Below are 14025 nucleotides of genomic sequence, written 5' to 3' on the forward strand. Positions count from 1 at the left end.
TTGCAAACACGAGACACATGCTAAGGGCCTCTTCTCACGCACACATCACAGCCGCTTGAAAAAATCTAAAAATATTTAAGCGCACCTATTGACTTACCAGAAAAACGTATAAACAACTGATTTATATAGAAAACTCATTCCGCAATACCGCACCCAGAAAAAACCAAAATAAAATCAAGCAACCCCCTTGCTTTTTCGAAAATAAAGAAAACCAAAGCAAATCCACTTTTTAAAAATCTACCAATAGCGGCTATTCCGGCTATCTGTAGCCGGAATAGCCGCTATTGGAGGGGCATGACATCAAAATTCAGTGCCTCAAGCTCCGCGTGTCGTAGTGGGTGTTAATTCGAATTTTTTTCAGCACTACATAACAGCAATGACATAAACCCAAGGAGGTTCACCCATGTCATTGCAGTGCCCTCGTTGTCATTCCCTGAAAGTCTCGTCTTTTCATCACGCCATGAAAGTCGGCGCAGCTATCGGCACCGTGGGCGGTGTTGCGCGTGGTGTGAGTGCTGCCCTAGCAGGTGGCCAGGCTGGCGCAGCTATCGGCGCGTTCGCCGGCCCTGTTGGCATCACCCTAGGTTCTGTATCGGGCGCCATCCTTGGCGGCCTGACCGGCGGGGTTGGTGGCTGCGCCCTGGGTGCACAGGTCGGCGAGTCGCTTGATCGCCACGTCTTGGCCCACAACCTCTGCCTGCTCTGCGGGCATCGTTTCAACCTGCCGACCTGATCGGCTTCGATCCTCTCTCCTCTTCCCTTTCATCCCTTCCGCCGGTGCTGCGCTTCGCGCAGCGCTTTATGCCGGCTATTGCTCACAGGAAACTCATCATGGCTCATCTCATCGAACGTATGGCGTATGTCGGCGAAGCCCCTTGGCATGGCCTGGGCAGCCGCCTCTCCCCGAAACAACCGCTGGAAGTCTGGCAGCGGGAAGCCGGCATGGACTGGCAGATTCAGGAAAGCCCGGTCCACTTCAAAGCAGATGCAGTTGGTCACCTGGGCAGCATCCACTCCTTTCCCGAACAGAAAGTGCTCTACCGCTCCGACACCAAGGCACCGCTCTCGGTAGTCTCCCAGCGCTACCAGGTGGTACAGCCGCGGGAAGTGCTGGAGTTCTACCGCGATCTCACCCAGGTCTCCGGCTACGAGTTGGAAACCGCGGGCGTGCTCAAAGGTGGCCGCAAATTCTGGGCACTGGCGCGCACCGGGCAAAACACCTCGCTGAAGGGCAACGACCTGGTCAATGGCTACCTGCTGCTGGCCACTTCCTGCGACGGCACCCTAGCCACCACGGCGACGCCAACCACCGTGCGGGTGGTGTGCAACAACACCCTGACCATCGCCGTCGACGGTGCTACCCGAGCGATCAAGGTGCCGCACAGCACCCGCTTCGACGCCCAGGCGGTGAAGAAGCAACTGGGTATCGCCGTCTCGCAATGGGACGAGTTCATGTATCGCATGCGCCATCTGGCCGAGCGCAAGGTGCAGTGGCACGAGGCGATGGGCTACTTCATGCAAGTGCTCTGCGATGCCCAACCCAACAATCCGTTGCCGGATGCCCTACCGAACGAACGCGCGCTGCGTCGGGTGCAAAGCCTGTACGAAGGCCGCGGTCGTGGCTCGCAGTTGGAAGCCGCCAACGGTACCGCCTGGGGCCTGCTCAATGCCGTCACCGAGTACGTCGACCACGAACGCCGTGCCCGTAGCAACGAGTACCGCATGGACTCGGCCTGGTTCGGTCAAGGGGCAGTGATCAAGCAACGCGCCCTGGATGCGGCCCTGCAGTTGGTGGCCTGACGGCCGTTCCCTGCTCTCGTCATCTCTCTTTGCCCAAGCGGTTCTGCGACGACAGCGGTCGCTCGCAGATGCCGCGGCTTTGGGCGCTCTCTTCCACCCGCCGGGGTTCCGCTCCTGTGGAGTGGGCTCCGGTATTTCATTGGAGGCCTCTCTCATGGGCTGGCTGTTCTCATCCCGTACCCGGTCAGAGCTGATCCGAAAGCTGACTCAACCTGAAGACCAAGCTCGCGCCCGCGTTCGCGTCATCGTCCACACCCTACGGGGCAATGTGCTTTGGTCGGTCACCGAAGTGACGGCGAAAGCCGAAGGCGTTCACCCAGATCTCGCTCCCGGCGAGTCCATGCGTTACATCCGCTGTGATCTGTTGCAATGCAGTGGCGGTGAGTGGGGGTACAAGGCCATGGATGAGTCCATGGCGCCGTACTACTACAGCTGCCCGCTGCGCTATCTCGACATGGCCAAGGAACTCTCGCCCGGCTGGCGCGAGAAGGTTCGTGCCTATCACGCACGGCGACGTCAGTCGGCGACCGCTACAGCCGGTGCTGTAGCCCGGTAAGTGGGAGAGAGCCCAGCCCCGCCTGGATGCGCCCCTCCCGTTGATGGCCTGACAGCCACCCACGCCCTCACTCGATGCCCGACTGGCTTTGCCGGCCGGGCATTTTTATGTCCGGAGAAAATCCCCATGACGCATGCCCATTCCTCGCCCAGCAAGGTGCGGCAACGCCCTGCCCTGCGCTTGGTTGGTACCAAGGAGCTGTCCCGTGATGACTGGCTAGCGGTACGCAAGCACGGTATCGGCAGTTCGGACGCTGCAGCCGCGGTCGGCCTCAACCCCTACAAGTCGCAGCTGGAGCTGTGGCTGGAGAAGACCGGCCGGGATGCCGGGCTGCCCAAGAGCGATCCGAACAACGAGGAAAGCCCGACCTACTGGGGCAACATCCTCGAACCCATCGTCGCCAGCCACTACGCCCGGCGTACCGGCAACCGAGTGCGGCGGATCAATGCCGTGCTGCAGCATCCCGATCCGAAGCTGGACTGGATGCTGGCCAACATCGACCGCGAGGTGATCGGCACCAACGACGTACAGATCCTCGAATGCAAGACCGCCGGTATCAACGGTGCCCGTCTCTGGAAGGAAGGTGTACCGGTCTATGTGCAGTTGCAGGTGATGCACCAATTGGCGGTCACCGGTAAGCAAGCAGCCGACGTGGCCGTATTGCTCGGTGGCCAGCACCTGGAGATCCATCGCATTGAGCGCGACGACGAGCTCATCGGCCGGCTGGTCGATCTGGAGCGCGACTTCTGGGGATACGTGCAACGCGACACGCCACCACCGGCGGATGGTTCCGACTCGGCGGAGCAGGCCCTGCGCTGCCTATACCCTGAGGACCAGGGTCACACCCTGGACTTCACCCAGGATCCGGTGTTGTCGGTCACCTTCGATGAACTGCAGACGGTACGCGCCAGCCTGGAGATTCAGGGCAAGCGCGAAGCCGAACTGAAACAGCAACTGCAGCAGGCCATGGGCGATGCCAGCCGGGCCCTGTTCACCAACGGTGCGGTGTCCTGGTGCAAGGCCAAGGACAGCGTGGTGCTCGATGTGCCGCGGCTGCTCAAGGAAAAGCCCTACCTGCTGGTGCGCTACCCCACCACCAAGGTCGGTAGCCGGCGCTTCCTGATCACCTGATTTCGCTTCCCCCTTGATCACCTCGGCGTCTCCTCTGCGCCGGGGTGGTCTTTTTTATTCATCCACTGGAGAACCACCATGCTCAAAGGCTTGGCCATTACCCCGCCGGTGCTCGGGCGGATTTCCATCGGCAAGGTCGTCGAGAAGAACGGCAAGCGTCTGCCGGAGAAGGACGATCAGTTCACCCTCACTTCACAGGTCCAGCTGCGGGATGGCTGGCTGGCCCATCCCCTGGACGAGGAGCTGCGCAAGGCCCAAGGTGGCAAGATTCGTAGCATCCCGATCCGCCTGCTCTTCAACGCGCCGGAGCTGAATTTCCGCGCCGAGTACTGCCTGTTCGATCGGCAATCCGGACGGCCGCTATGTGTCGGCAACGGCGAGACCTGCAAGCGCCGCGGTCAGGACGGCATCGCCTCACTGCCCTGCCCTTCGCCGGATGGCTGCCCGTTGGCCAAGGGTAGTGCGTGCAAACCCTACGGTCGCCTCAACGTCGCCATCGGCGATGAGGATCCGCTAGGGAGCTTCGTATTCCGCACCACCGGCTTCAACAGCATCCGTACCCTCGCGGCCCGGTTGCAGTACCTGCAGGCGATTTCCGGTAACCGCCTGGCGTGCCTGCCGCTGGAGCTACGCCTGCGTGGGAAGTCCACCCGACAAAGCTACGGCTCGCCGATCTTCTACGTCGACATCACAGTGCGTAGCGGGTTGTCGATGGAAGAAGCGCTGCTGCAAGCCCGGGAGTTCGATGAAGCACGTCAGGCCTCAGGCTTCGACCAGGTGGCGCTGGATGCCACCGCAAGGCTGGGATTTGCCAATGGTGCCTTCGAGGACAGTGACGAGGAAACCGGAGCCATCGCCGAGGAGTTTTTCCCGGAGCCGGCCCCCGAGTCGCCACCTTCGGCCGCTCCTGTAGCGGAACCACCCGCCACGCCGAAACCCACCTTGTCGACGCTGCTGAAAGCCCGCGCCGAAGCTCGGGCCCAACACGCCGCGGAGTGACATCCGCGGCATCCCCCACCACTCAACCTACGAGGAGGATCACGCCATGAACCTGGTGCGTTTCATTGGTTTGCTGTTCGTGTTCATCGGTGTGCTGGCCAGCTGTGCAGTGGCCGTTGCGTTGCTGGTGCTCATGTTTCGTTTCTGGCCACTGGCGCTAGTCATCGTGCTGGCGCTGGTCCTGTTACACCGACTCCTCCAAAGGGTCGGGCTCCGCATTTTCCTCTAGTCCCGTGACGGCATAAGCAGGAGCCGTCGGGGCTCCTACTCGCCGATTTCTCATCTCAACTTTCCGCATAACAGGAGCACTCACCATGATCACACGGTGCCTGATCTGTAATTCTTCCGTGGTGCTGTCCAAGGACGCCGCCAAGGCGCTGGCCAGACTGATGGGTACGCTGGATGGTTTCTTGCGCGGCATCCAACGGTCGCCTGCCCGGCAGCAGCCGATAACCTCGGACCTACATTGCGAAAGCCCGCTGGAGCGCGCGTTCAACCTGATGCTCGATGGTATATGCGGCGCGGCGGCAAACTGGAACAGCACCGGCGATTTCATTCGCGACGTGCGCCGCTTCCAGTTCATGGAGTACGACTGCCTCTGCCTCCGTTGCGGGGCGAAGTACAACGAAGAGTCCGTACCGCGCCGCTAGCTTAATTCTACTGGCTGAAGTAGCCCCCCTCACCCGCGACTGAGTCGCTCGCTCAACCGCTCCACCATCTCCACGACCAACTGACGGTCGCTCTCCTCCAGGGCATTCAGCAATCCGCTGATCCGCGAGGCCTGGTCATCTGGGCGCAAGCTGGCCTCGCTCAGCAGTTCCATCGCGTTGCAGTTGAAGATCGTCGCAAACTCGAACAGCCGAGCAATGTTGGGCATGACGATTCCGCGCTCGATGCGGGATACCGCTTCATTCCCAACGCCCAGGATTTCCGCCACCTCGTCCTGCGTCATCCCGCAGCGCATGCGCTGCTTGGCAATCGCCCGCCCTACCGCTTCAGCCAGTGCTTTCTGATCCGTACCAACCATGATGCCTCTCCCATTCAACCTGAATGGTTGGGCACCACCTCATTGACATGAAGAACACCACAGGTCGAAAATCACCTCAAAAGGTTGATTTTCGACTTTATTGGTGATCTTTCTTCACTCGATACAGGGATCGTCCCCATGCACAAGCAACTGCTTCTGGCTTCTCTCCTCGGCTGGCTGGCCACCAGCACCACTTTTGCCGGCACCTCCGAATGGACCTCCAGCTACACCCAGGGCGTCGAGGAACACCTCGTCGACGACGGCCACGGCAACCAGTTGAACATCACCTGCCCGGACGATGACGAAAGCCCCGTCTCCGCCTACGCCACCCTCGCCGGCAAGCGCTACGCCTCCGAAAAGGATGGCTTCGACGTCATCGTCGACGGCACCACCTTCAGCAATCCCTTCTACACCGACTGCGAAGCCTGCAGCTCCAGCTTCCCGGGCTTCTGGGCTGCACTGCGCAAGGCCCGCACCCTGCAACTCAGCGCCGGAGGCCAGACGGTGAAGCTCCCGACCCAGAACCTTCCCCAGGTTCTCCAACCCCTGACCAGCAAGAAAAACCTCTGTCGCTCTGCTTGGTAGGCAGAACGACGCAAGTTGTCGCGTCGCAGTTAAACAATAAGAAAGATCCTCATCAAACCGAACCAATCACTCCACCAACTGCGCAGCCAAGTTTGGCTGCGCAGTCACCACCCAACTTTTTATTTTCGAAAAGAGGTCTCCGCAAAACAAAAAATAAAAAACAAATCGCCAAATACTGTTTAGGGATAAAGCACTCATGACTCCAAAATATCGCAAGACACTGCTCGCCCTGGCCATTTCCGCCAGTGCCCTGCCCCTCGCCGCTCACGCCCTGACGTTGACCAACAGCGGCCTGGACAGCGAAGGCAACGCCTACACCGACAGCACCGAAGTGACCGGTGCCTTCGCGGGCAGCGACCAACCTCTTCGTTTCTACAGCGACACCTTCAACCACGACCTAGTGCTCAATGCGCAGGTGCAGGCCACTGGCGACGACCTCAATGGCGTCGACCTGTCCTACGCCGGGGACGATAACAATCCCTCGTCCATCGGCGCGCCGACCGAGGTGTTCGGCAACCTGCAGAACAAGGGCAGCATTTCGGTGAATGGCGCCGGCGTCACTGGCCTGCTGATCGATCCGGCCACCATCCACGGCAACCTGGTCAATGAAGGCACCCTGCAGGTGGCAGGTGGGGTGCTCGAGGGCGACGGTATTCGTGGTCTCAAATTCGCCGGCCAGTCGGTGTTGCAGGGCGACCTGGTCAACGCCACCAGCGGCAAGATCCTCGCCGATGGCGACGAGGCCACGGGCATCCAGCTCAAGGGCGGCACCATCGGTGGCAAGCTGATCAACAACGGCCTGATCCAAGTCAGCGGTACCGAGTCGACGGGCGTTCTCGCCACCTACGACGACGACATGGGTGGCCCGGATCGAGTGGACCTGGGCGGAATCGAGAACCACGGCAGCATCGTGGCCAGCGGCGATGATGCAACCGCGTTGCGTCTCGACGGTGTGAGCTTTGCCAGCGCGCCGGTGCAGGTCCTCAACACCGGCACCATCCAGGCTGACGATGCCGCCATCGAGGTGGGCGCCTTCGACATCGACGGCGCGAATGCCAGCAATACCCTGGTCATCCAGAACAGCGGCAGCCTGATTTCCCAGGACGAAGCCATCGATGCCTCTCAGGCCAGTGGCGGCGTGCACCTGGTGTGGAATGCCGGCAGCATTACCGGCAACCTGATCGACCTGTCCAACATCGAAGTGAACGGCGACGTGACCTTCAATGGCACCGACGCCAGCACCGATGGCGCGAACATCCGACTGAAGGACGCCGGTTGGCTGGATGTCGGCAGCGATGCGGGCAACACGCCGGCGCACCTGGAATTCGGTCAGCCGCACACCACTATCCAGGGCAACCTGGATGTGGCCGGCAACTCGTCGCTGGGGCTCAACCTGAGTTCGGCCACGGATCCGAACAAGGCCGTGGTCGCGGTCTCCGGTACCGCGGAGTTTGCCAAGGGTTCGCAGATTCAGTTGGCAGCCCAGGGCAACGACTTCAAGGCCCAGGGTACGACTTACACCCTGGTCCAGGCGGGCACCCTGCAGGATGAAGGCGTAAGCGTGACCAGCCGTTCGGCGCTGCTGAACGTCGATACCGTCAGCAGTGGCAACAACCAGATCCTGGCCAAGGTCAGCACCAAGGGCCAGGACGAAGTCGGCGAGGTGATCGGCCAGATCGGTGGCTCGGCCAACGCGCAACGTGCGGGCGCGGCCTTCAGCCAAGTGGTGACCGGGCTGGCGCAGAGCGATCCCAATGATCCGGTGTTCCAGGCCTATGTGAATGCCTCGCAGGATCCGGTGGCGCTGAAGAAGCTGACGGAACAGTTGGCACCCGAGGTGAACGGTGGCGCGACCCAAGCCGCCACCAGCGGGCAGACGCTGATGAGCAATGTCACAGGCAATCGCACCAACAGCCTACGGGGTGCATCCTCGGGCGATGTGCTGCAGCACACCGGTGTCTGGGCCCAGGCGTTGTACAGCGATGCCAACCAGGACCTGCGTGACGGCGTGGCCGGCTTCAATGCTTACAGCCGCGGTATCGCCCTCGGCGCCGATGGCAAGCTGACCGACCAATTGACCCTAGGCGTGGCCTACAGCTTCCTGCACACCAGCGTGAACAGCGACAACGGCAACACCACCGATGTGGATGGCAATGCGTTGACCTTGTACAGCGGTTTCGAACAGGGCAACTACTTCGTCGACGCCAACCTGAGCTATGGCCTCAATGACAACGAGAGCAAGCGTCGCATCGCCAGCACCACGGCCAAGGGCAACTATGACAGCCAGGTGCTGGGCGCCAACGTCGTCGGTGGCTACACCTATCACCTGAACGAACAGTTCCTGGTCGAGCCGCGCCTGGCCGCACGCTACGCCCGAGTCGATATCGATGGTTACCACGAGAAGGGTTCGTCGGCAGCGCTCAAGGTGGATAGCCAACGCTACGAAGTAGCAGAGCTGGGTGCTGGTGTGCGCCTGGCGGGCGACTTCCAGGTCGGCAACGGCAACCTGCAGCCGCAGGCCAAGCTGATGGCCTACCATGACTTCGCCGCGGACGAAGCCCAGAGCACCTCGACCTTTGTGCTGGGCGGCACGCCCTTCGTGAGCCAGGGCGCCAAGGCGGTGCGCAACAGCTACGAAGCGGGTGTCGGTGCGGACTATCACCTGGGGGCGGTTACTGTCGGGGTCAGTTACGACTACACCGGCAAGACCGACTTCAACGCAGATACCTTCACTGCCAAGATTCGTTACGACTTCTGATGAGCCACCACTACCTTTCCGGCCTACCTCTGTGGGCCGGTTTTCTTCGAGTTATCCCAACGCTGCTGCTCGGCGCCCTCCTCACCGGCTGCCAGTCGCCTCGCGAGGCACTGCAGCAGTTGGCGGATGAGCATGGGCGGCAGCTGGAGATACTTCCGGGACAGCCGTTCCCACTCGCCATGCTGGCACCGCAGGGCACAGCGACAACCACCCGCCTGCGTGTTTACCTGGAGGGCGATGGCCATGCCTGGGCGACGGCGACACAGCCCAGCCTGGATCCGAGCCCACACAGCCTGTTGGTGGCACGGCTAGCAATAGATGATCCGAAGCCGAATGCCTACCTGGCACGGCCCTGCCAGTTCGTCATGGCACCGGCCTGCGAACCTACCCTCTGGACCAATCGGCGCTTCTCTCAAGAAGTCATTACCAGCCTAAGCCACGCACTCGACCAGCTGAAGCAGCGCTATGGCAATCGAGAATTCGAGCTGGTGGGATATTCCGGTGGAGCAGCGCTGGCGCTGTTGTTGGCCGCTCAGCGGGATGACGTAGCTCAGGTCCAAACTCTTGCTGGCAACCTCAGCCCACGGCTATGGGCAGAAATGAAAGGGCTGTCCCCCCTCAGCGGTTCCCTAGATCCGCTCGACTATCGTCATCAACTCGTGTCGTTGCCTCAGCGGCATTTAGTTGGACAGCGAGATACCGTGATTTCAAGTCGCTTGTTAGACCTTTATCAGCGCGCCCTCGGCTCTCCCTCTCATATCGAGTGCATCCATATACCAGGAGCAAGCCACGATGCCGGCTGGGAAGCCGCCTGGAGGCGTTGGGTACAGCCCGCTCACACCAGCACTACAGCCTTCGCCTTGTGTTCAGCCAAGACCCAGATCAAGTAAAGCGACATGATTTGTCGCCACCTGCTGGCAGTCTGGCGCCATCCAATAGTCACAGGATGACTGCTATGCCAATCCCCCCCGCTCCCTTCACCCTCATCTGCGCATACTGCTCTTGGAAAAAGACTATTTTGCCCCGGAGCGATGTACTGGTAATCGGCCACGACTGGTTCACCAGTTGCCCCAAGTGCCACACCCCCTCGCTTGAGCGTCGCTATGCGACTCACAAGGAAATTTTCAAAACCCGCCTGGAACAATTCCTAAAGCTCACTGGGTATTAACCCAATGCTCACTCATGCAACACAGCTTAGCACTCTATTAACAAAACATATCGGAAATACGCAGGAGGACCTCCCAATGAAAAACCTATTTGCCGTTATTGGTTTTGCTGTAGTGGTTAAGAAAGGTTACGACCTGTACTGCGAATATAGGGAGCTGAAACACGAGAAGGAAGCAGACCGATCTCCTGCTCCATAAGCACATGAAAATTGCAACGACCAAGCCCACTTACGTATCAGACTGCCCAATGATCTTGGTCACACCTTGCGCAGAGGGGTGGCAAAACGCCACCCTTCCCGGTAGCATTAACGCCAGCTTGGCGCCATGTTTCTGGCGCCTGGTTAGCCGTTCAACACAAGGTAGTTTCTATGTCCCAAGCGAAGGATACGCTGCTCAGGCTATTCGCCTTGCTGCGCCTGATCCCTACCGCCCCCCAACGAATCGCAACTCCTACCTTACTGGAAAAACTACGTGACCGCGGTTTCTCAGTGACTTTGAGGTCGATTCAGCGCGACTTAAACCGCTTATCTATTCCCTTTTCTTTACAGTGCGATGACAGCGAAATTCCATTCCGTTGGAGCTTCACCCGAGATGCGCCACTGGATTTAGAGGATATGGATGCCCCCACCGCACTAGCGTTGTACCTGTCAGAAAGCCATCTGAATCCCCTGCTGCCGCAAACGGTCTTGGACCAGCTCGGTCCGCAGTTTCGCCGTGCCCGCAACTTCCTCAACGGCCTTGGTGGTAATGGGTTAGCAGATTGGTCGCGACGGGTTCGCGCAATCCCCAATGGAAAAACTCTCCTACCCGCAGCATTAGATCTCCAAGTATGGGGACAAGTGTCTGCTGGCCTGCTGGAGCGTCGACAGTTACAGGTCACTTATCAGAGCCGCAGTAAAGGTGCGATCAAGCACCTTCGCCTACATCCGGCAGGACTAGTGTCACGACACACCATCAGCTACCTATTGGCATCGGTGGAAGGCTACAAAGACCTCCGCCAGTTCGCTCTGCATCGCATCAAAAAAGTCGAATTGCTTGATGAACCAGCTAATCAGCATACCAGCTTCGATGTTGATCTATACATCCGCCAGGATCTCAATGCCTCTTCCCCCATCCAACAAGTAGAACTGGTCGCTGATATTTCCCCACAGATTGCCTGGCTGTTGAGCGAAACGCCACTCGGTCCCCAGCAAAGTTTGAGTCCGCTGCCTAACACCGATTGGCAAAACCTGCGCGTCCCTGTGCCGGACGATCAGGAAACACTGTGGTGGGTTTTTGGGCTAGGAGAAAATGCGCGGGTATATAAACCAGAAAAATGGTCAGAAGAGATCAAGCAGAAAGCTGCAAGATTGGTAGAGCTCTATAAAAGCTGAGCACTGAAATTCAACTTCAGCAGCTATAACCAGCACATCTCCTACATCCTCAACTAAAGTCTAACATGGAGAGCAGTTTATGAACACGGCAACCCCCGACATCCAGCATCACATTGATGACGCCATTAGAAGTGCTGTAAAAGGGTCAGGAAAAGTGAACATTATTATTTCAGGAAAAACTGGCGTTGGCAAAAGCACATTAATAAATAGTGTATTCCGCGGCGACCTAGCCTTGACAGGTTCAGGAAAGCCAGTTACTCAGCGCACCGAAGAAATATCAAAAGAAGGCCACCCGATCACGATCCTTGACACTAAAGGTCTCGAACTTCACGACTACGAAGAAATCATTGGCGAACTAACCGAGGTCATCAATGAGCGATCAGCAGAACACGATGAAAACAAGCATATTCATGTAGCCTGGCTATGTATTCACGAGGATGGTCGGCGCATCGAAGATGCGGAGCAAAAGCTCTGTGAGATGTTCAAGGAAAAGGATATCCCAGTAATAGTAGTTATCACCAAGTCTCGGTCAGATAACGGGTTTCGCGAACAGGTCACGAAAGCTCTACCTTCTGCTGCGATGGTGGTCTCGGTCAGGGCAATTGCAGAACAGATCGACGATGACGGTGAGACTATTACCCTTAAGGAAAAGGGTCTAAATCAGCTGATCAGCGAAACCTCGAAGTTACTACCTGAAGCGAAGCAACGAGCCTACGCCAATGCGCTCAACTCTAAACATGCTGCTGCGACTAAACTGAAAATCGAGCAAGCTGAAAGAGAAGTCAATATTGCGAGTGTTGCGGCAGGAGCTGCTGCCGCCGTCCCAATTCCGTTCTCTGACGCCATCGCACTCGTCCCTATCCAAGTAGGCATGCTCGCAAAGGTTGGCGTCACGTTCGGAATGGAAACCAGTACGGCAGCACTCACCACACTCGTGACATCTGCCCTAGGCTCCACCGCAGCAACTCTAGTCGGACGCGCTCTAGTAACTGGCCTTTTGAAGATGGTCCCAGGGCTGGGTAGCGCAGCTGGCGGCGCCATTGCAAGTACTACTGCCATAACACTGACCAGGACGCTAGGGGCCGCCTATATTTCAATTTTGACCAGCTTCATCGAAAAAAACCCAGGGAAAGAGTTGGATGTCGATCTCATCTCTAGCGAGCTAAAGAAAAAGCTTTCGATCTCTTTCTAAGCTCCCTTAATCTCAAGTTAAGACTAGCACAACCAAAAACAGAAGGAATATGAAAGTGGGTTTTTTTGATATTGTAGCAGGGATTGGAAAAGCAGCTGCAAAATCCATGGGCGATGCCATTACAAAACAGCAATTAGAAGCCTGGGAAAAAATAAGAAATGCGCCATCATCTCGCCTTCAAGACTTTTATGAGCAAAACAATACAGAAGATCGAAACAATGCTTCTAAGCGTGCGCTCGCGCTAGCGGCAATGGGCGGATGGGAAGGCCGAGAGCTATTAGGACGAGATGAGAATGCAAAGCGAGCCCTGAAAAGAATCCGAGAAAGCGTTTCTCTTGACGAGTCTCACTCTGCAAAGTCTCTTCGAGAAGCAATTGATAGACTCTTGCAATAAACCAAAATATATTTCTGCTTTAAAGCGAACACCTTAGACGTGGGTCACACTAAAATCCGGGCCTGATCAGGCCCGGATTATTTCACACTTATTATTCTGCTATCCCCGGCTGGTATCGAACCCCCGCTGACGATTCCCGTAGGACTTCGTAGCCACCTTGCACAGATAGCTAGCCCTATAGAACAGCACTGGCAGTTCATCTTCTTCGCCACGACGGACATACCGGTCAACGCGATACTCGGCGTTTTTCGGAATATTCACTAGGCCTCCCGCTTGGTCGACTGATATGCCCAGAGCACCAGCCCAGGACTCCCCCATGCGGCTGATCATGTTCGTTCTCGCGGACCGCAGCCTCCCTATCGTGTAATAGGCGTCCCGGTTCAACAGGATCAATACGTGGTAATGTGGCCGCCCTCCTCGTGGAACCTCTCTAGACCATGCGTACCGGACCTTGCAGCCACGAGCGTAGCCGTCACGCTGACGCACTCTTTCCTGATCGTAGCGGATTTTCTTTGTGAAGGACTCGAAGAACTCGCTAATGACTTGGTTGGTGTAGGCGTAGTCAGGCAGCTCGATACCCCTAGGCAATCTGAGATCTACCCGGAATGCAAACACTCTCGGGTACTCAGCCAAGGCCAGATCGATGGTGTGTTTGAGGTCCGACAAATACTCCCGGATAAAGGGTCCCTTCTCGATCATCACGGGTAAACCGACATAGGTGTCGTCGTAGTACAGGCTGAGGTTATTGTTATCGGGATGCCGGAGCGGATAGCGCTGGGCGGTAGCGGTGTTTTTGGGCATGGTTATGATCTCTCAGTGGTTGAGTTTCATAACCTGTGCCTGCTGTGTATTTTTTAACCGTTACTTCTTCCCTGCCTGATCCCCCTCCTGGCTGCCTGGTGACATATCTCATCCAGTAATGGATGGAAATTGGTCTCCGATGGTGAGCTGATGCTGGTAGTGGTTCAGTGTTCGATGATCCCCCCTCGACGTGTATGGGACCTGGTCAGCGATGCTTATCAATGCTCGGCTAGGCGGAAACCC

At 57.9% G+C, this 14025-nt stretch carries 15 protein-coding genes; 13 read left to right on the plus strand and 2 right to left on the minus strand.

Annotation, left to right across the window (positions count from 1 at the left end; all coding sequences use genetic code 11):
- Positions 1–403 precede the first annotated feature (403 nt).
- The 7 genes from MJ643_RS11250 to MJ643_RS11280 all read left to right on the plus strand — a co-directional run bounded on the left by MJ643_RS11250 (position 404) and on the right by MJ643_RS11280 (position 5136).
- A complete protein-coding gene (locus MJ643_RS11250) occupies positions 404–733 on the plus strand; it encodes a hypothetical protein (protein ID WP_023123599.1) in 330 nt (109 codons plus the stop codon).
- Between the two features lie 98 nt (positions 734–831).
- Positions 832–1800, plus strand: coding sequence for a DUF932 domain-containing protein (locus MJ643_RS11255; protein ID WP_014833970.1), 969 nt, complete (start codon positions 832–834; stop codon positions 1798–1800).
- Positions 1801–1954: 154 nt separating this feature from the next.
- Positions 1955–2356: a hypothetical protein gene (locus MJ643_RS11260; protein ID WP_074198399.1), complete on the plus strand. Its 402-nt coding sequence runs from the start codon at positions 1955–1957 to the stop codon at positions 2354–2356.
- Positions 2357–2482: 126 nt separating this feature from the next.
- Positions 2483–3487, plus strand: a complete 1005-nt coding sequence (locus MJ643_RS11265) for a lambda-exonuclease family protein (protein WP_074198400.1) — start codon at positions 2483–2485, stop codon at positions 3485–3487.
- A gap of 78 nt (positions 3488–3565) precedes the next feature.
- Complete coding sequence (locus MJ643_RS11270) at positions 3566–4486, plus strand: hydrolase or metal-binding protein (protein ID WP_074198401.1); 921 nt, start codon at positions 3566–3568, stop codon at positions 4484–4486.
- A 46-nt stretch (positions 4487–4532) separates the two neighbouring features.
- Positions 4533–4715 carry a hypothetical protein gene (locus MJ643_RS11275; RefSeq protein WP_023120456.1) on the plus strand — a complete coding sequence of 61 codons (183 nt, stop codon included), beginning with the start codon at positions 4533–4535 and terminating at the stop codon, positions 4713–4715.
- A gap of 85 nt (positions 4716–4800) precedes the next feature.
- On the plus strand, positions 4801–5136 hold the full coding sequence (locus MJ643_RS11280) for a hypothetical protein (protein WP_023120455.1): 336 nt from the start codon (positions 4801–4803) through the stop codon (positions 5134–5136).
- Between the two features lie 29 nt (positions 5137–5165).
- Here MJ643_RS11280 and MJ643_RS11285 read toward each other — a convergent pair whose 3' ends face one another.
- Positions 5166–5513 (minus strand): helix-turn-helix transcriptional regulator, encoded by a 348-nt coding sequence (locus MJ643_RS11285; protein WP_019726427.1) that lies wholly within the window; start codon positions 5511–5513, stop codon positions 5166–5168.
- Between the two features lie 138 nt (positions 5514–5651).
- On the opposite strand from MJ643_RS11285, the gene MJ643_RS11290 reads away from it, so the two are divergent.
- From MJ643_RS11290 to MJ643_RS11320, 6 genes are all read left to right on the plus strand, one after another.
- Positions 5652–6098, plus strand: coding sequence for a hypothetical protein (locus tag MJ643_RS11290; RefSeq protein ID WP_074198402.1), 447 nt, complete (start codon positions 5652–5654; stop codon positions 6096–6098).
- Positions 6099–6294: 196 nt separating this feature from the next.
- Positions 6295–8856 (plus strand): autotransporter outer membrane beta-barrel domain-containing protein, encoded by a 2562-nt coding sequence (locus tag MJ643_RS11295; RefSeq protein ID WP_074198403.1) that lies wholly within the window; start codon positions 6295–6297, stop codon positions 8854–8856.
- Positions 8856–9746: a hypothetical protein gene (locus MJ643_RS11300; protein ID WP_019726430.1), complete on the plus strand. Its 891-nt coding sequence runs from the start codon at positions 8856–8858 to the stop codon at positions 9744–9746. The genes MJ643_RS11295 and MJ643_RS11300 overlap by 1 nt, the downstream gene beginning before the upstream one ends.
- A 644-nt stretch (positions 9747–10390) precedes the next feature.
- Positions 10391–11395 carry a WYL domain-containing protein gene (locus tag MJ643_RS11310; RefSeq protein ID WP_074198404.1) on the plus strand — a complete coding sequence of 335 codons (1005 nt, stop codon included), beginning with the start codon at positions 10391–10393 and terminating at the stop codon, positions 11393–11395.
- Between the two features lie 79 nt (positions 11396–11474).
- On the plus strand, positions 11475–12587 hold the full coding sequence (locus tag MJ643_RS11315) for a GTPase (RefSeq protein ID WP_247726806.1): 1113 nt from the start codon (positions 11475–11477) through the stop codon (positions 12585–12587).
- A 55-nt stretch (positions 12588–12642) separates the two neighbouring features.
- On the plus strand, positions 12643–12981 hold the full coding sequence (locus MJ643_RS11320; RefSeq protein WP_074198416.1) for a hypothetical protein: 339 nt from the start codon (positions 12643–12645) through the stop codon (positions 12979–12981).
- A gap of 99 nt (positions 12982–13080) precedes the next feature.
- On the opposite strand, the gene MJ643_RS11325 is transcribed toward MJ643_RS11320, so the two are convergent.
- Entirely contained in the window at positions 13081–13782 is a 702-nt protein-coding gene (locus MJ643_RS11325; RefSeq protein WP_074198406.1) for an inovirus Gp2 family protein, read from the minus strand.
- Between the last annotated feature and the right edge of the window lie 243 nt (positions 13783–14025).

It is taken from the genome of Pseudomonas sp. PNPG3, from assembly GCF_023093815.1.
GTDB classification, from domain to species: Bacteria; Pseudomonadota; Gammaproteobacteria; order Pseudomonadales; family Pseudomonadaceae; genus Aquipseudomonas; species Aquipseudomonas asiatica.